Origin of the sequence: Pseudomonas sp. B21-009, from assembly GCF_024749345.1 — a bacterium.
GTDB lineage: Bacteria > Pseudomonadota > Gammaproteobacteria > Pseudomonadales > Pseudomonadaceae > Aquipseudomonas.
In genome coordinates, this window is record NZ_CP087199.1 from 2,328,875 (window position 1) to 2,346,336 (window position 17,462).

14 protein-coding genes and 1 pseudogene are annotated in these 17,462 nt (G+C 65.1%); 5 read left to right on the forward strand and 10 right to left on the reverse strand.

The window, feature by feature from the left end; all coding sequences use genetic code 11:
• Nucleotides 1-12 precede the first annotated feature (12 nt).
• A pseudogene (locus LOY34_RS10795) lies at nucleotides 13-2,149 on the forward strand (peptidase domain-containing ABC transporter).
• Entirely contained in the window at nucleotides 2,146-3,510 is a 1,365-nt protein-coding gene (locus tag LOY34_RS10800) for a TolC family protein (protein ID WP_195883743.1), read from the forward strand. The pseudogene LOY34_RS10795 and the gene LOY34_RS10800 overlap by 4 nt, the downstream one beginning before the upstream one ends.
• Before the next feature lie 21 nt (nucleotides 3,511-3,531).
• Here LOY34_RS10800 and LOY34_RS10805 read toward each other — a convergent pair whose 3' ends face one another.
• Nucleotides 3,532-3,873: a hypothetical protein gene (locus LOY34_RS10805; RefSeq protein ID WP_195883744.1), complete on the reverse strand. Its 342-nt coding sequence runs from the start codon at nucleotides 3,871-3,873 to the stop codon at nucleotides 3,532-3,534.
• 78 nt (nucleotides 3,874-3,951) lie between these two features.
• Between LOY34_RS10805 and LOY34_RS10810 the strand changes: the two genes are divergently transcribed.
• Nucleotides 3,952-4,431 (forward strand): VOC family protein, encoded by a 480-nt coding sequence (locus LOY34_RS10810; protein WP_100782241.1) that lies wholly within the window; start codon nucleotides 3,952-3,954, stop codon nucleotides 4,429-4,431.
• A gap of 137 nt (nucleotides 4,432-4,568) precedes the next feature.
• On the opposite strand, the gene LOY34_RS10815 is transcribed toward LOY34_RS10810, so the two are convergent.
• Nucleotides 4,569-6,986 (reverse strand): TonB-dependent receptor, encoded by a 2,418-nt coding sequence (locus tag LOY34_RS10815; RefSeq protein ID WP_195883745.1) that lies wholly within the window; start codon nucleotides 6,984-6,986, stop codon nucleotides 4,569-4,571.
• A 112-nt stretch (nucleotides 6,987-7,098) separates the two neighbouring features.
• A complete protein-coding gene (locus LOY34_RS10820; RefSeq protein ID WP_195883746.1) occupies nucleotides 7,099-8,226 on the reverse strand; it encodes an alkene reductase in 1,128 nt (375 codons plus the stop codon).
• Between the two features lie 139 nt (nucleotides 8,227-8,365).
• On the opposite strand from LOY34_RS10820, the gene LOY34_RS10825 reads away from it, so the two are divergent.
• Nucleotides 8,366-9,295 carry a LysR family transcriptional regulator gene (locus tag LOY34_RS10825; protein ID WP_195883747.1) on the forward strand — a complete coding sequence of 310 codons (930 nt, stop codon included), beginning with the start codon at nucleotides 8,366-8,368 and terminating at the stop codon, nucleotides 9,293-9,295.
• 1 nt (nucleotide 9,296) lies between these two features.
• Here the strand turns inward: LOY34_RS10825 and LOY34_RS10830 are convergent, their stop codons facing one another.
• Nucleotides 9,297-10,325 (reverse strand): DUF1176 domain-containing protein, encoded by a 1,029-nt coding sequence (locus LOY34_RS10830; protein ID WP_195883748.1) that lies wholly within the window; start codon nucleotides 10,323-10,325, stop codon nucleotides 9,297-9,299.
• Nucleotides 10,326-10,419: 94 nt separating this feature from the next.
• Between LOY34_RS10830 and LOY34_RS10835 the strand changes: the two genes are divergently transcribed.
• Nucleotides 10,420-10,923, forward strand: a complete 504-nt coding sequence (locus LOY34_RS10835; RefSeq protein ID WP_195883749.1) for a GNAT family N-acetyltransferase — start codon at nucleotides 10,420-10,422, stop codon at nucleotides 10,921-10,923.
• On the opposite strand, the gene LOY34_RS10840 is transcribed toward LOY34_RS10835, so the two are convergent.
• The 6 genes from LOY34_RS10840 to LOY34_RS10865 all read right to left on the reverse strand — a co-directional run bounded on the left by LOY34_RS10840 (nucleotide 10,920) and on the right by LOY34_RS10865 (nucleotide 17,416).
• Nucleotides 10,920-11,312, reverse strand: coding sequence for a GFA family protein (locus tag LOY34_RS10840; RefSeq protein WP_195883750.1), 393 nt, complete (start codon nucleotides 11,310-11,312; stop codon nucleotides 10,920-10,922). The genes LOY34_RS10835 and LOY34_RS10840 overlap by 4 nt on opposite strands.
• A gap of 989 nt (nucleotides 11,313-12,301) precedes the next feature.
• Complete coding sequence (locus LOY34_RS10845) at nucleotides 12,302-13,366, reverse strand: lipocalin-like domain-containing protein (RefSeq protein ID WP_195883752.1); 1,065 nt, start codon at nucleotides 13,364-13,366, stop codon at nucleotides 12,302-12,304.
• Nucleotides 13,356-15,809 carry an ABC transporter permease gene (locus tag LOY34_RS10850; protein ID WP_258664766.1) on the reverse strand — a complete coding sequence of 818 codons (2,454 nt, stop codon included), beginning with the start codon at nucleotides 15,807-15,809 and terminating at the stop codon, nucleotides 13,356-13,358. The genes LOY34_RS10845 and LOY34_RS10850 overlap by 11 nt, the downstream gene beginning before the upstream one ends.
• Nucleotides 15,809-16,474, reverse strand: coding sequence for an ABC transporter ATP-binding protein (locus tag LOY34_RS10855; protein ID WP_045201320.1), 666 nt, complete (start codon nucleotides 16,472-16,474; stop codon nucleotides 15,809-15,811). The genes LOY34_RS10850 and LOY34_RS10855 overlap by 1 nt, the downstream gene beginning before the upstream one ends.
• Nucleotides 16,475-16,490: 16 nt before the next feature.
• Nucleotides 16,491-16,709: a DUF4287 domain-containing protein gene (locus tag LOY34_RS10860; protein WP_195883754.1), complete on the reverse strand. Its 219-nt coding sequence runs from the start codon at nucleotides 16,707-16,709 to the stop codon at nucleotides 16,491-16,493.
• A gap of 35 nt (nucleotides 16,710-16,744) precedes the next feature.
• Nucleotides 16,745-17,416 (reverse strand): bifunctional 2-polyprenyl-6-hydroxyphenol methylase/3-demethylubiquinol 3-O-methyltransferase UbiG, encoded by a 672-nt coding sequence (locus LOY34_RS10865; protein ID WP_195883755.1) that lies wholly within the window; start codon nucleotides 17,414-17,416, stop codon nucleotides 16,745-16,747.
• Between the last annotated feature and the right edge of the window lie 46 nt (nucleotides 17,417-17,462).

Consider the following 17,462-nt stretch of genomic DNA (forward strand, 5'->3'; position numbering starts at 1 on the left):
CGCAAGTTGCCCATGGTGCTCCAGGCCGAAGCCGCCGAGTGCGGCCAGGCCTGCCTGGCGATGATCGCCGGCTTTCACGGCCAGCGTCACGACCTGTTCTCGCTGCGCCAGAAGCTGTCGCCGTCGATGAAGGGCGCGACCCTCAAGCAGCTGATGGCCATGGCCAGCCAGTTAGGCCTGGCCAGCCGGCCATTGCGCCTGGAACTGCAAGCACTCGGGCAACTGCGCTTGCCCTGTGTGCTGCACTGGAATTTCAACCATTTCGTGGTGCTCAAGGAGGTCGGGCCGCGCGGGGTAACCCTGCACGATCCGGGGCGCGGGGTGTGCAAGCTGTCGTTCGAAGAAGTCTCGGCAGCCTTCACCGGCGTGGCCCTGGAGCTGTGGCCACAGAGCGATTTCCAGCAGGGCGCGGCCAATCCGCCGCTGCGCCTGCGCCAGTTGCTGGGCCGGGTACAGGGCTTTGGCGGGGTGCTCAGCCATGTGCTGTTGCTGGCGGCGGCGCTGGAGCTGTGCATGGTGCTCAGCCCGTTTTTTTTTGCAAACGGTGATCGACAAGGTGCTGGTCAGCGCCGATCTCGACCTGCTGGCGGTGCTGGCCATAGGTTTCGGTCTGCTGCTGGTGATGCAGCAAACCCTGGCGCTGGGGCGCTCCTGGGCGTTGATGTACCTGGGCACCCTGCTCAGCGCGCAATGGCAGATTAACGTCTTCAGCCATCTTGTGCGTTTGCCGGTGGCGTTTTTCGAGCGCCGCCACCTGGGCGATATCGTCTCGCGTTTTGGCTCGTTGAAGTCGATACAGCACACCCTGACCACCTCGTTTGTCGAAGCCTTGCTCGATGGCCTGATGACCCTGGTAACCCTGGGCCTGATGTTCGCTTACAGCCCGCCGCTGGCACTGATCGCGCTGCTGGCCATGGTCATCTATGCCCTGGCCCGCTGGGCCTGGTTCGGCCCGCTGCGCCGCGCCAGCGAAGAGGAGCTGGTGTATGCCGCCCGCCAGCAGAGTTACTTTCTGGAAAGCGTGCGCGGGGTGCGCACCATCAAGTTGTTCGGCCATCAGGAGCAACGCGCCAGCGCCTGGGGCAGCCTGCTGGTCGAAGAAATCAACGCCGGCTTGCGGCCGCAAAAGCTCGCGCTGGCTTACCGCGCCTTCAATGGCCTGCTGTTCGGTCTGGTGACCGTGCTGGTGATCTGGCTCGGTGCCAGGCTGGTGCTCGATGGCCAGTTCAGCGCCGGCATGCTGATTGCCTTCAACGCCTACAAGGAGCAGTTCAACAGCCGTGTAGCCGGGCTGATCGACAAGCTGGTCGATGTGCTGATGCTGCGCCTGCATGGCGAGCGCCTGGCCGATATCCTGCTGCAGGTGCCCGAACCCAGAGCGCCTGAGAAACCTGACGACAACGACGCCGTCGACAGCGTGCCGAGCCTGGAAGTGCGCCAGCTCAAGTTTCGCTATTCCGAGCACGAGCCCTATGTGCTCGATGACGTGTCGGTGCGCATCGAAGCCGGCGATTCGCTGGCGATCGTCGGCCCCTCGGGAGGCGGCAAGAGCACCTTGCTCAATGTCATGCTCGGCATTCTCAGCCCCAGCAGCGGCAGCGTGTTGCTCGACGGTGTGGCCATCGACAGCCATAACCTGGAGCGGTTGCGGCGGATCAGCGCCACGGTGCTGCAGGATGATGTGCTGTTCGCCGGCTCGATTGCTGACAACATCAGTTTTTTCTGCGCCGAGGCCAACCCGCGCTGGGTCGAGCAGTGCGCGCGCATGGCGGCGGTGCATGACGACATCGCGCAAATGCCCATGGCCTACAACACCCTGGTGGGCGACATGGGCACGGTGCTGTCGGGTGGGCAGAAGCAACGCATCCTGCTGGCCCGGGCGCTGTACCGGCGGCCCAAGCTGCTGTTTCTCGACGAAGCCACCAGCCACCTCGACATCGACCGCGAGGCGGCGGTCAACCAGGCGCTGCAGGCGCTGAACATCACCCGCATCATTGTTGCCCATCGCCCCGATACCATTCGCTCGGCGCGCCGGGTGCTGGCGCTGGACAACGGCCGGGTGGTGTATGACGGGCCGCTGATCGAGGCCGATGAGCAAGCGCCAGCCGAGCCAGATGAACGTGCCTGTGGTACGGCGTCTTCGTCATGAACCGTCACCTGACCAGGCTGTGTCTGGCCGCCTTGCTGCTGGCCTGGACGGTGCTGCCGGGCATGGCCGCCGAAGCCCTCGAGGCCTGCCCAGGCAGGTTAAGCCCTGCACAGCCACTGGTGTTGTCCAGTGCCGTGGCCATCGCCCTGTGCGCCGATCCGCAAGTGCGCGAAGCCTGGCTGTCACAACTGAGCAGCCAGGCCAGCCTGGATGCCGAGTACTCGGCCTACTGGCCGACTGTGCAAGCCCAGGCCAGCAGCGGGCGGGCGAGCCGCAAGACGCGCTTTGACAACTTTCCCGAGGCTGACTCGACCCTCAACACCCGCACCAACAGCTATGGCCTGAACCTCAACTGGGTGCTCTATGATTTTGGCCTGCGCGCGGCGAAAGTCGAGGGCGCCCGCCAGCTGTTGAACGCGGCCAGCAGCAGTCGGGTGGAAAAAATCCAGGCCACGGTGCTCGCCACCAGCAAGGCCTTCTACCAGGTCCAGGCCAACGCCGCCTTGCTCGCGGCCAAGCGCAGCGCCGAGTCCCTGGCGGCCAGCAGCCTCAAGGCGGCCACCGCCAAGTACCAGGCCGGGGCCGGCGAGCAGAGCGACCGTCTGCAGGCCCAGACGACTCACGACCAGGCGCAGCTTGAACGGGTGCTGGCTGAAGGTGACTACGCGACGGCCCAGGGCGCCCTGGCCAGTGCCCTCGGGCTGTCACCCTCGGCGCCGCTGACACTCACCGCCTTGAACGAGCCGGCGGGGCAGGAGGATGAGTTCATGGCCAGTGTCGATGCCTTGATGGAGCAAGCCCGGGCCCGGCACCCGGCCATCGAAAAGGCCCGCGCCGATTGGTTCGCCACCCGCGCCAGGGCGGATGAAGCGCGTGCCGAGGGGCGGCCCAAGGTGTCGCTTTTCAGCAGCTACCAGCAAGAAGACACGCCGATCGACCAGGTGTCGACACGCCAGCAGATCGAGACCTGGAGCGTGGGCGTGCAGATTACCGTGCCGATCTTCGACGGCTTCCTCAGCCGTCGGCGTGCCCGCGCCGCCGATTATGAAGCCGGCGCCCGCGAGCAGGCCCTGGAGCAGGCCGAACGCAGCGTGGCCCTCAACGTCTGGAAAAGCCGCCAGGCCCTGGATGCGCGCACCCGCGCCCTGGCCATCAGCCGCAGCTTCGTCGCCAGCGCCGGGCAATCCCATCAAGTGGCATTGGGGCGCTACAAGGCCGGGGTGGGCAGCATCATCGAACTGCTCAGGGCGCAGAACGAGCTGGCGCTTGCCGAGCAGCGGCGCGTGGAATCGCTGGTCAACTGGTACACCGCCAGGTTGCAACTGGCGGCGGACCTGGGGCAGTTGAATGGTGCGTTGTGAGTTTGCCGGTGCATGAAGCCGCTAGTGGTAATGCCCTCGGCAGGCATCCAGCGCGTTCAGCAGGTACTCTTCGGGTATTGAATATTGCTCAAGATCCTCTACAGGCAGCGCCTGGCCTTCGTCGGTTTCCACCAACAGCAGCGCCAGCTGTTTTTGCTGGAAGAAGGCCAGGATGTCGCGAATGTCGCTGTCGCGCTGCAGATGGTCATTGCCGTAAAGGTCAGCACTATAGAAAAAGCCCTGCGCGCCGAGGGCCAACAGCTTGCGGGCGCCGCTGATCGACATGTTCAGCCGTTGATGCAAAAACACGGCGATTTCCAGGTCACGGGTGGGGGAGGCGCAGGCAATGCTGATTCTGGTCATGCTGTATAAATCTTCACGTATGTGCGCTGTCGTCATGACTAGAATCAACCTGCCATTCACCAACCGTGGAGAACCAGGATGAGCAATAAAACAACCATCTGCCTCTGGTATGACGGCACCGCGCTGGAGGCTGCGACCTTTTACGCGCAAACCTTCCCCGACAGCAAGGTCGGTGCAGTGCATCGGGCGCCGGGCGACTTTCCCTCAGGCAAGGAGGGGGATGTGCTGACCGTGGAGTTTACCGTGTTGGGCATCCCCTGCGTGGGGTTGAACGGCGGGCCGATGTTCCAGCATAACGAGGCGTTCTCGTTCCAGGTCGCGACAGAAGACCAGGCCGAAACCGATCGCTTGTGGAATGCCATTGTCGGCAATGGCGGCCAGGAAAGCGCCTGCGGCTGGTGCAAGGACAAGTGGGGGCTGTCGTGGCAGATCTCGCCACGGGTGCTGGTCGAGGCGGTGACCAGCCCAGACCGTGCTGCGGCCAAGCGCGCTTTCGAGGCGATGATGGGGATGCGCAAGATTGATATTGCGGCGATTGAGGCGGCGGTCAGGGGTTGAACTGTGGGAGCTGGCTTGCCAGCGATCGAGCGCGCAGCGGTCGTAGTCCGGTCAGCACTTGATGTATTGACTGGACTGGCCTCATCGCTGGCAAGCCAGCTCCCACAGGGATCCTATTGCAGCTAACCGCTGTGCCCTCAGAAACCCAAGGTCGCTGACACCAGGTAGGTCCGCGGCGTCGACAAGGTCAACCCCGCTTCGCTGTCATCGGAGGCGCCCGCCGAAGCCCAGTAGTGCTCATCCAGCACATTCTCGACACTGGCGCGCAGGGTGATGGCCTTGTCATCGACCTTGAAGGCATAGCGCGCCCCCAGGTCGTAACGCTCCCAGCCGTCGATCTGCTTGCTGTTGGCCTGGTCCAGGTACTGCGAGCTTGAGTGGATGCCCCGGGCCGTCAGGGTCAGGCCGGCGAGGGCAGGCACGTCATACTCGGCGCCCAGGCTGAGGTTGTACTCCGGCGTTGCCGGGGCGCGGTTGCCGTCGAAGCTGGCGCCGACGGTGTCGGTCAGTTCGCTGTCGATGTACATCACCCCACCGAGCAGGCGAAAGCCCTTGAGCGGCTCGCCGAACACATTGAGTTCAATGCCCTTGTTCTCACGCTTGCCATTGGGCCCGAACACCCGGGTAGTGGCGTTGGTCTCGTAGGCCGGCTGCTTGATGCGAAAGGCGCTGGCGGTCAGGGCGAAGTTGCCCAGGTCGTACTTGGCGCCGACTTCTACCTGGCGGCTAATGAACGGCGCGAAGATCTGGTCTTCGTTGATCGAGGTCGACGGGGCGATCTTGCCCTGGCTCAGGCCTTCCATGTAGTTGGCATACAGCGACAGCTGGTCGCTGAGCTTGAACAGGATGCCGCCCGAGGGCGAGAGCTTCTCTTCGTCGTAGGCGGTGTCGCCCTTGATGCCATCGCTCCAGTCATCGACCTGGACCCGCTGCCAGCGCGCGCCGAGGGTCAGCAACAGGCGCTGGTCAAAAAAGCCCAGGGTGTCGGACAACGCCACGCCGCTGAAGCGGTTCTCGGTGTAGACCTTGGGGTCCGAGCGCAGCAGGGTGCCGGGCGTCGGGGTCGGGCGCGGGTTGTAAAGGTTGCTGGGGCCGGCGGCATAGCGCCCGCCGCCGTTCTCGAAGTCCATGTAGAAGTAGTTGGCCGCCAGGTTGAACTCGTGGCTCACCGGGCCGGTTGCGAACCAGCTGCGCAGGCCGGCGGTGGCGGTACGCACGTTCTCGTCGCGGGTGAAGTCGCGCGGCTGGACGCTGAAGTCGCCGGCATCGTTGGACACCGGTACGTTGTGGCGGAGGAAGTCGTGGTTGCTCTTGCGCGCGCCGACGGCGCCGTAGGCCATCAGCGAGTCATTGAGGTCGAACTCGGCGTTGACTGTGCCGAAGGTGTCGTTGGTGCGCGCCTTGCTCCAGGCCTGGGCGTAGTTGCGGCGCACGTCGCCGGCGTCCGGCACCTTGGCGTTGGCGCCAACGATGACTCGCTCCTGGGGCGCATCGGTGTTGCGCTCGGTATGGCCGACATCGCTCGACAGGCGCAGGCGCTCGCCGCGAAAGTCCAGGCCGAGCACGGCCATTTCGCGGTCGACGCTCTGCTGGTCCCATTCGGTGTCGCCGGCTTGCTTGACGCCATTCAAGCGCAGGCCGAACTTGCCGTCCTCGCCAAAGCGCCGGCCGATGTCGACCGCACCGCCCACCTGGCTGTCGGACGCGTAGTTGCCGGTGAACTCGGTGATCGGCGTGTCGCTGGCGCGCTTGGGCACCACGTTGATGCCACCGCCGACGCTGCCGCGTGGCGAGATGCCGTTGATCAGCTGGCTGGGGCCCTTGATGATGTCGACGCGGTCGGCCATTTCCATGTCGATGGAGTAAGTCGGCAGGATGCCGTACAGGCCGTTGTAGGCAACATCGCTATTGAACAGGCTGAAGCCGCGAATGGTGAATTGCTCGAAGCGCCCGCCGGCGGGGTTGGTGGCGCGCACCGACGGGTCGCTGGCGATCAGGTCGCCAAGGGTGCGCGCCTGCTGGCCCTTGATCGCCTCGCTGGTATAGGTGGTCATGCTGAACGGCGTTTCCATGAAGTCCCGCGAGCCCAGCAGGCCTTGCGAGCCCCGGCGCGCAACCTGGCCGCCGGCATAGCGCTGGCCGTCGTCATCGCCGCCGCTGTGGGCGCCGAGGATGCTGGTCGGGGCGATCTCCACGGCGTCGCCGCTTTGCGGTGTAGGCACCAGGGTGTAGGCGCCCGCTGTCACCGGCTGCAGTTGCAGGCCCGAGCCCTGCAGCAGCCGGGCAAAGCCTTCATCGACGCTGAAGCTGCCGCTCAGGCCGGCACTGCGCCGACCATTGACCAGGCCCGGGTCGACCGACAGGCTGACCCCGGCCTGGGCGGCAAAGCGGGTCAGCGCGGTGCCCAGTTCGCCAGCCGGTACCTGGTAGCTGCGGCTGGCTCCGTCGGCCAGCGCCGCTGGCGGCGCCAACGACGCCAGGCCCAGCACCAGGCACAGGGTAGGGGACGAAAACGAAGACGCCAGGCGCGTTCGGTGGCGTGTCAGTACGGGCATTGTTGCGCTCTCTTTTCGATTCACATGCCCTTGATGACAAGCGAGCGAACAAAAGGGGACAGCGGTATGCGCAAATAATGCCACGCCTGGCCACGGCAGGCCTGCTCGCGCTTCAGGCCGGTGCGTACGGGGCGTAGTCCAGGTAGCCCTTGGCGCCGCCGCCGTAGTAGGTGTCGCGGTCCGGGGTGGTCAACGGCCAGCCGTTTTTCAGCCGGGCGACCAGATCGGGGTTGGCGATGAACGGCTGGCCAAAACCTGCCAGGTCGATCAGGCCGGCGTCAACCAGGTCCTGGGCACGCTCCAGGGTCATGTCGCCGGCCAAGATCAGCGCAGTCTGGCGCAGTTGCGCCTTGCAATGGGCCAGCAGCTTGCGCAGGGCCTGTTCCTGGGCCACGGCGCCTGCGCTGGCGAGGAAGAAGTGGGTCTGGTCCATCACATGCACATAGGCGATACCGCGCGCGCCCATGCCGGCGCAGAGGGCCGAGTAGGTCTCGTCGATTTGCGCGTAGATCGGCATGTCGAACAGCTGGCCGTAAGGCGAGATACGGATGCCGACCTTGTCGGCGCCGATGCGGTTGACCACCGCATCGACCACTTCAAAGACAAAGCGCAGGCGGTTTTCCAGGGTGTCGGCGGCGTAACGGTCGCTGCGGTCGTTGACCAGCGGGTTGAGGAACTGCTCGATCAGGTAGCCGTTGGCGCCGTGGATTTCGACGCCGTCAAAGCCTGCGGCAATGGCGTTGGCCGCGGCCTGGGCGAAGTCTTCGACGACCCGGCCGACTTCTTCGGTGTTCAGCGGGCGCGGCGTCGAGGTCGGGAGAAAACCCGGCTCGCCGCTGTCGGTGTAGCCGAAGGCAATCGCGCCCTGGGCGACCTTGCCGGTGGCGCTGACCGGGGCTAGGCCATCGCGCTGGATCGAGGTGTGCGAGACGCGGCCAACATGCCACAGCTGGGCGAAGATCTTGCCGCCGACGCTGTGCACCGAGTCGGTCACCAGCTTCCAGCCGTGGATCTGCTGCTCGCTGAAAATGCCCGGATTGAACAGGTAGCCCTGGCCTTCGCGGGAGATCGGCGTGCCTTCGGAAACGATCAGGCCGGCGGTGCCGCGCTGGGTGTAATGCAGGGCGATCTGTTCGGTGGCGATGTCTTGCGGAGCGCGTGAACGGGTCATCGGCGCCATGACGAAACGGTTGCTCAACTGCAGTGGGCCGAGGTCATAAGGGGCAAACAGGTCTTTCATGCGTGGGGCCTCTGGGTGGAATGGCGCCATGCTAGGGGCTTGCGAAAACAGCCACAATCAAGGCTAAAGGCAAAACACTATTGCTGTAACAGCAATATGAGCACCTATACTGGACGGATTTCCCGTTCAGGAGCCGCCCATGCACCTCAAGGCCCACCGCTTCTTCGCCATGGTCGCGGTGACCGGTAGTTTCTCTGCCACCGCCCGGCATTTTCAGGTGCCGGCCTCGTCGGTGTCGCGTTTTATCGCGGCGCTGGAGCGCGAGGTCGGGCAGCAGTTGCTGTACCGCAACACCCGCGCGGTGAAGCTGACCGAAGCCGGTGAGCGCTATTACCTGCAGATTCGCGAAGTGCTGGAGCTGCTGGATGCTGCCGACGAGTCGATCAGCGGCAAGCCCGGCGACATTCGCGGCCTGGTGCGGATCAACGCGCCGGTGGCTTTTGCCCATCTGCATCTCGTGCGCCTGCTCAATGGCTTGCATGAGCAATACCCGGAACTGACCGTGGAGCTGACCGCCACCGATGCCTACATCGACCCGGTGCAGGAGGGCGCCGACATCACCTTTCGCGTCGGCCATCTGCAGGATTCGGGGCTGATCGGCCGGCAGATCTGCACCCAGCGTTATGTACTGTGTGCCAGCCCCAGCTACCTTGAAAAACATGGCCAGCCGACCTGCGCGCAGGACCTGCGCCAGCATAGCTGCCTGGTCTACAAAGGCACCGGCGGCGCGCAGCGCTGGTACTTGCGCCGACCGGGCAGCGACAGCGTCGAGGTGGTCGACGTGCACGGGCCGCTGCGCAGCAACAATGCCCAGGTGCTGGTGGAAGCGGCCCTGGCCGGGCGCGGCATCGTGTTTTTTCCGACCTGGCTGTTCAGCAAGCACAGCTTTACCAGCAAGGCCCTGGTGCAACTGCTGCCCGACTGGCAAGGCGCCGTGGAGGCGACGCCGAGCCAGATCCACCTGTTGTCAGCGCAAAACCGCCTGCGCTCGCAGAAGGTGCGGCGGGTGTGGGACTACTTTCTTGACGCCATCGGCACGCCGCCGTACTGGGACGACCTCGGCGCCTGAGTCAGCCCTTGGCACGCCAGGTCACCGGCCAGTACTCCTCGTTGATGCTGTCGCAGCGCCACATGGTCCGCCGGTCCTTGAGCTGCATGGCCGCACCGTCGTATTGCCAGGTCGAGCTATCACCGCAGTCCTTGCCCATCTCGCGGAAAATCTTCAACTGGCCGCTGACCGGGTTGAAGCTGATCTGCCCATACAGGTCAGGGGAGAAGTGAGTCTCGGGCGCCGCCTTGAGTTCCAGCGGTGTCGCCTGGTACGGCGCGGTGCGCGAGACGCGGTAGAGGCTGTGGTTGCAGCCGTCCTCGGCGCAGCCGTAACGCAGGCGCACCAGGGCGTGGGCCGGGTCCAGGGGGTAGACCTCGGCCTGGGCCTGCCAGTTCTGATGGGGCGCGGCGCTCAGTTCGTCCTTGGTCAGGGCAATCAGGTAGTCGCCGATGGCCTGTTGCTCGGCGTCGCTCAAGGCCGGGGCCAGGGTAAAGCGCGGCAGTTTGGGAATCGCCGGGGCCGGCGGCACGCGGCTGTCCGCCTGGTAGCCCGGGCGCACGAAGGCGCTGGGGTGGCCGATGCGCCCTTGCACCGAATCCATCAGCAACAGGGCGGCGCTCAAGCCCTGCAGCGATACCCGGCGCTCGCCAAAGTTGCTGTTGGAGCTCAGGGTGTCGCTGTTGCGCAGCTCGCGCAGTTTTTCGACGGCGGCATCGCCCTCAAGGTAGTAGTACTCACGGTCGCTCGAGCCGTACTGCCAGGGGGCGGTGGGGCGGCCGTCGAGGTGAAACTCATAGCGCAGGCCGACGTCGTCGTAGCCGATCACACTGACTCGGGTGCTGCCCTTGGCGCCGGCTTCGCGAGCGATGTACAGGCCCATCCCGGGGTTGTCGGTGCTGCCCGACACCGCCGTGCAGCGACGGGTGTTGTCGCAGGCCAGCCGCCAGTCCTGGAATACCCGGGTCAGTGGCACCGGCTCCGGGGTGGCGGCCTGGGTCAGGGCGGGTAACAGGCCAAGGGCCAGCCAGGTCCATCTTGCTGAAAACATCGTGGTCGATCCTGCGGTGTCGATGAAGGGCGACATGATCGCATCTTGGTGGTAGTCTGGCAGCTGTTCAGGATCAATCAGCCAAGGAAGCCTTGTGATCGCCGTCCGCCCTGTTTTACCCCATGAATGGCCCACCTACCGCGACCTGCGCCTGCAGGCATTGCAGGATTCGCCGGATGCCTTTGGCAGCACCTTCGCCGCCGAGTCGCAACGCAGCGATGAAAACTGGGCCACGCGGATAGCGGCGGCCCATGCCAGCGGCAACGACCGGGCGTTTTTCGCTGTTAACGGCGACGCCCTGTGCGGGATGGTCTGGTGCAAATTGTCCGCGGCCGAGCCGGGTGTGGCCGATATCTACCAGATGTGGGTCGACCCGGCCGCGCGTGGCCTGGGCGCCGGCAGTGCCTTGCTCAAGGCGGCGCTGGGCTGGGCTGCCAGCGTGGCCGTGCGCCGGGTGGGCCTGGGCGTGACCCTCGCCGACAGCCCTGCGATGCGCTTGTACCAGGCCCATGGCTTTCAGCCGGTCGGCGCCCCGCAGCCATTGCGCGAAGGGTCCAGCCTGATGTCGCAGGGGATGCAGCGACAGCTGGCCGTCTAGTCCTCGAAGCGCCCCGACGGGTCGCGATCTTTTTCGTAGTGGTGGCTGAGCGGGAAGGGTGGCAGCCAGGATTCGCGGCGGGTGGTCCAGCTTTCGTAGGTGGGCGTGAACAGGTTGGGGGCATCCAGCGCGCCGAGGTTGATCTCGACTTCATCGCCTGAGCGGGCGAACACCGACGAGCCGCAACGTGGGCAAAAATAGCGCCCGGCGTAGTCACGGGTTTCGCCTTCGATGCTGACTGCCTCTGCGGGGAAAATCGCCGAAGCGTGAAACAGCGCGCCGTGATGCTTGCGACAGTCCAGGCAGTGACACAGGCCGACCCGGTAGGGGCGTCCCGAGGCTGCAAATCGCACGTTGGCGCACAGGCAACCGCCGGTGAAGTGGTCCATGATGCGTCTCCTGTTGTGTGTTCGTGGCTCTCACGGGCTAGGGTTCGCAGATTTTGTACAACCCGAGACTCATGATCATTAACGCGAACCCAATAAAGATCAGTCTGCCGGAAACGAGCAAGCGACGTCGGAGCCGCCGGGGGAAGTTGCGCACTTGCACTGCGTCGAGCTGGCCTTGGCGTATATGTTTTTGTGGGTAGGCCAGTAAGCCACTGATCACTCCGACAAGCACCCAACGCGCCATTAGGCTTGATGTCCCCCAAACGCGAATCTGCTGCTCAAGCCAAGTGCTGCTTTGCAGCGCTGAAAGCGACCTCGCAAAATCTCGGCCATTTGCGATGCACGCGCTTATCAAGACCCCAGTCAGCATGATGATCCACGGGCCAAGGATCAGCACCATCTGTAATCCCAGAGGCCAGGAACGAGGGTCAATACTCATAAGCCTGTCCAGTTGTAGAATAGTTCTTCAGCAAGATGACCAGATGTGTTGCCAATCATGCTTCCCAAAGCCACTACCTGACTGCCCGTCACGCTGCGCGGTACGACGTAGACGCTGGGCTGCAGCAATTCTGAGGAAGACATTATCGAGTGAGCTGGGGAAGGTGTTGAGGGTGGCATCCTTGTCATGCGCAGGTTCCTTGGGCAATGAAGGCCGGAACCTAGCACCGCCGCTCGCGATCTAGCGCACCGCTGAATGGAATCGGAAAGATCCTACAGTGACAGCGGATTCGGATTGGCGGGCGTACGATTAGACCGGTACAGCCAGCACTTCAGGTGCTGGCCGAATTACGACCGCTTCGCGCTCGATCGCCGGCAAGTCCGGCTCCCACAGAAGTGGGTGCTTGCAGGATCTCTGTGGGAGCTGGCTTTGCCAGCGATGAGGCCGTTACAGCCAGCACATCAGGTGCTGACCGGACTGCGACCGCTTCGCGCTCAATCGCGGGTCAAGCCCGCTCCCACAGGATTGGCGCGAGCCCGCTCCTGCAGCATCAGTATCCGGTCATCTCCAGATAGCCCTTGCCGCTCACACTGCCATTAAAGCGCACTGGCCCTTCCCAGTACGGAAAACGCGTCGACATCCACGCTTTGGGCTCCAGTGCATTGACCTGGACATCCACCCCGTGCGCCGGCACCTGCACACGCCAGCGGGTTGGCAGCTTGTGGCCGTTTTCCTGCTTGCTCCAGGCCAGTTCCTGCAGCTGGATCTGCGCACCTTGCAGGGCCTGGGCGTTGCCCTCGGCGTTGATCCAGGTGCCTGCGCGGTAGGGCGCGCCCTGGGCTTCGCGCACGCGAAACAGCATCAGTTTGGCGCCGCTGTCCAGGTGCAGGGAGAACCAGTCCCAGCCCGATTGCCCGGCCGCCAGGGGTTGGCTGCTCCATTCGCGGTCGAGCCAGGCGTTGCCGGTCACCGCCACGCGCTGGCCGTTGCGTTCGACCTCGCCGCTGACCTGGTAGAACGGCTGGCTGTAGTAGTACGAGGCCTGGCCCTTGCCGGATTTTTCGCTGTAGCCTCGAGCGCCGTGCAGCACCAGCGGGCCGTTGCTGACCAGCTTGAGGGTGTAGCTGAAACCCTTGCCATTGGCGCTCATTTGCAGGCGCCCGATGTCGTCGCTGCCTTGTAGCGACCAATCGTTGATCCAGGCGCGAAACGGCTGGGGCTCCACGCCCGCCTGACCGATGCCGCCGCGCGCCAGGGTTTCGGCGTATTGATGGCCGCCGGGGCCGGTGAGCGCGGCGTGGCCCATCCACAGGTTGGGGCTGTTCCAGCCGGTGGTTTCGGTGCCTGGGCGCAGGGCCGAGCGGAACAGCGTCCACTGCGCGCCCCAGTCGCGGCCCTGAGCGTCCTTGAGGTTGGCGGTGACGTACCACCATTCGATGCGAAAGCCGGTGTGCGGCCCGTGATCGAGGGGGAACAGCAGCGGATGATCGCGGGTTACCGGGGTGAAGGCCGCAGCGTCCTGGCCCAACCCGGCAAAGCCTTTGGCAGCAGGTGTGGGTTGGTCGCAGCCGCCCAGCAGCAACAGGCCGATCATCAGGCAAAGGTCAGGCTTCATCGGCAAATTGCCTCAACAGCTCGCTGGGCTGGCTCCGCGCCAGTTGCCACAAGGGCCAGGCGCTGGCCAGCAGGCTGGTCAACAGGCCCAGCAGCGCCAGCTGTAGCAGTTGCGCGGCAAACACATGCAGCGGCAGGCGCCAGCCGAAAGCCTGAACATTCACCACCGCCACCAGGCACCAGGCCAGCAACAGCCCGAGAGGGATCGCCAGCAGCACCGTCAGACTGCTCAGCATCAGGGTTTGCCCCAGCGACAACCCTACCAGCTGCGTGCGCCGCACACCCAGGGCCCACAGCGGCGCCAACTGGCCCAAGCGGCTCTGGCTCAAGGTCAGCAAGCTGATGAACAGGGCGATGCCCGCCACCCCCAGGGTCAGGCTATTGAGGGCGGTGGTGGCGGCGAAAGTGCGGTTGAAGATTTCAGTGGACCAGCGTTTCAAGCTGGCTTGCTCGACCACGCGGCTGTCGTCCAGGGCGAAGCGTTGTTGCAATTCGTCTTTGAACGTGGCGATGCGCTCGGGCGCAAGATTGAGGCTGATGGTGCTCAGCGTCGCCTGCGGCAGGTGCCCACGCAGCCAGTCGGCATTGACCAGCAGGTGGCCCTTGGGGTTGCCATAGTCGGCATAGATGCCCACCACAGCCATGGCTTGATTGGCCAGTTGCAGGTTGTCGCCCAGCTGCACGCCCAGGCGCCGGGCCAGTTGCTCGCTGAGCATCAGCGCGTTGCCGCTGGCCAGTTGCGCCCAGGCCTGCGGGCTTTGCTCCAGCAATGGCCAGCGCGCGGGGTAGGCGGGGTGATCGATGATGCCCTGGACCTGCACCGGCCACTGCTGCACGCGTATTTCGGCACGCCAACTGGGCAGCAACGTGGTGATTGCCGGTTGCTCGGCGAGCCAGTCAGTGAGTTGCAGGGCCTGAGTCGTGTCCTGCGGTGTGAGGTACAAGTCGGCAGAGAGGCGCTGGTCGAGCCAGCCGCTGAAGGTCTTGCGAAAGCCCTCGGTCATGCTGCCGACGCCGACGCTGGCGGCCAATGCCAGCAGCAGCGCCATCAGCGCCAGGCTCAGTGCCGGAAGCTGCTGACGGCTGTCGGCGACAAACCACTCGGCCAGCGCCCCGCGACACCCGCGTGCCAGCCAGGCCAGCGCGCCGTCGAGCAGGGCGGGCAGCAACAAGGCCGCCGCCAGCAACAGCGCTGCCAGCAGGATCAAGGCACTGGCCAAGCTGTTGCCCCATTGCCAGCAAGCGAGCGCGACCACCAGCAACAGCCCGGCGACCGCTGCCTGACGGCGCAGCCACGGCCCCTGGGCCATGCGCCAGGCCTGCGGCTGGGCCAGGGCCAGCAGCGGCAAACGGGCGGCGCGCAACACGCTGCCGGCTCCGGCCAGCAAGGCACCGAGCACGCTCACGGCGATGCCCGCCAGCCACCACCCGGCTGGCAGGCTCAGTTGCCCGGCCACCTGGGCGCCGTACAGGCCGCGCAAACTGGCGGCGATATCGGGCAGCAACAGCGCGGCCAGCCCATAGCCGCTGGCGGCCCCGGCCAGGCCGCCGAGTACGGCGAAAACTCCCAGTTCCAGGCTCAGGCCGAGCAACAGGGTGTTCAGGCTGATGCCACAGGCACGCAGGTTGCGAATCAGCCCGCGGCGCTGTTCCAGGGCCAGGCCGATGGCGGCGTGGGCGATGAACAGGCCGACGACGAACGCCAGCAGGCCCAGCGCCGTGAGGTTGAGGTGAAAGCTGTCGGTCAGGCGCTGCAGGTCGCCGTCGTCGCTGGGCGCTTGCAGGGTCAGGCGCGCGGCGATGTCTGCGGGCAAGGGCCTGGCGTTATCATTCAAAAGCAGTCGCGACAGCTGCCCGGGGGCTTGCAGCAAGGTTTGCGCATGGCCGATATCCACCACGATCACCCCTGGTGCCAGCTGCGGCTGCACAACAAACGGTGGCAGTAACTGGCCGTCGCTGGTGGTTGCTTGCCCGCTGGCATTCAGAGGCAGTTGCCGCAGGGTATCGGGGCCGATCCAGGCTTGCCCGGGGTCGCTAATGAATGCCTGCACATCGAAGCCTTGCAACGGCGTGCCGGCGACGGTCATTGTCGTGGGCAGGCTCAGCGGCTCGATACCGATCAGCCGTACCGTCAGCGCTTGCTCCCCGGCAAAGCGCAAGCGACCTTCGAGCAACGGCGACACCTGCCAGCCGAGCCTGCGCAGTTGCAGGTACAGCGCTTGCTCGAAACGCTCACCGTTGCCGGCTATCAGCTGCGCCTGGGTGGGCCCGGTCAGCACTGCGCTGGCGCGGGCGTAGTCGGCCCGCGCCTGGCTGTTGAGCGCCTGCACCCCGGTCCATAGCGCAGTGGCCAGCCACAACCCGGTAAAGATGCTGAAGAACTGCAAACGGTGGCGCCGCCAGTGGCTCAGCAGCGCCTGCAGGGCAATCAGCAGCGGGCCCATCAATGCGCCTCGACCTGCACACGCCCGGCGTGCAGCACGCAGCGCTGCTCAAGGCGCGCTGCCAGACGCGGGCTGTGGGTCACCATCAGCAGGCTGCTTCCAGCTTCGGCGACCAGTTGCAGCATCAACGCCAGCACTTCATCACTGCTGCGCTCGTCGAGGCTGCCGGTGGGCTCATCAGCCAGCACCAGTGCCGGGCGGGCGGCCAGCGCCCGACCGATGGCGACCCGCTGCTGCTGGCCGCCGGAGAGTTGCTCCGGGTAGCGCTGCAACAGGCTGGCCAGACCCAGGCGGGCAGCCAGGTAGTCCAGCCATTGGCGGTCAAACCGCGCCGCCAGCCTGGCCTGAAAGGCAAGATTGGCCGCCACATCGAGGCTGCTGATCAGGTTGTACTGCTGGAACACCAGGCCGATGCCTTGCCGGCGCCAGCGCGCCAGGGCTGATTCCGAACGGGCGTCCAGCGCCTGGCCATCGATCAGGATGCGCCCACTATCGGCGCGATCGAGACCGGCGACCAGGTGCAGCAAGGTGCTTTTGCCGCTGCCGGACTCACCCATCAATGCCAGGCTGCTGCCCTGGCCCAGGCGCAAGTCGACGCCCTGCAATACCGGCAGCAGGCCTTGGGCAGTGCTGAACGACTTGTGCAACTGTTCGATGACCAGCATGGGGCGGGTTCTATCCTCAGCTGTTTTTAGCGCTCGCCAAAAAATACGCCACCAGTGCATTGGCATGGCCATGGCCCAAGCCATGCTCGGCCTTGAGCCAGCTGACGATCTCCATGTGCTTCTTGCCGCTGACCGTGCCGATCAGCTCTAGCCAGTGGTTGACGGGCTGGCCGTAAGTCTTCTCGATGGAGGGGAAGTACGACGCGGGTCCTTTTACTTTTGTTTGTTCGCTCATGGCGTATGGGTCCTTTCAGGTGGGAGGGATGCGCTTCAATCTTTAGGCTCGGCTATCAACAACAATGATTGCGGCAGCGGGCTTTGCGGATGCTGCGGCTCCTGCACGGCGACCAGCTTGAAACCCGCCAGGTCCAGTGCAGTGAACCAGCTGGACAAAGTGCGCAGGTACCAGGGCATGGGCTGCCACTGGCCGGCAAAGCTGGCAAAGGTTTCTTGCCGCCAACCGTCCTGATAGTTGCCGGCCGCTGCCGCCCACGGGTGCAGGGTCTGGATCACCAGGGCGCCGCCAGCGGCGAGCAGGGCGTTCATGGCGCCGAGCAGGGGGATGATGTCCTGGTGCAACAGGGCGAAGTTGGCGCAGACCAGCGAGTAGTCGCGGCCGATATCAACCTGTGCGTCTGCCAGCGCTTCATAGCTGGCCAGATACACCTGGGCCGTCCCCGCTGCCCGCGCCGCGTCGACCAGGGTCGGATCGCCGTCCACCCCCACCGCGTCGATGCCACGCTTGGCCAGTGCGCGCAACAGCCAGCCTTCGCCACAGCCCAGGTCGAGCACGCGTTCGGGCTGGCGGCCGAGCACCGCCAGCAGAATCGCCTGGTCGGTGACTTGCTGGCGGCTTTCGATGGCGCCGCTGCGAACGGCTTCAATCCACGCTTGGGCGTTGTCTTGCCAGCTTTGCAACAGCTCGTTTTCGGGGGCAGGCATTGCGCTCTCCATTCAACATTACCAGCGCTGGCAAGGCCAGCATGCA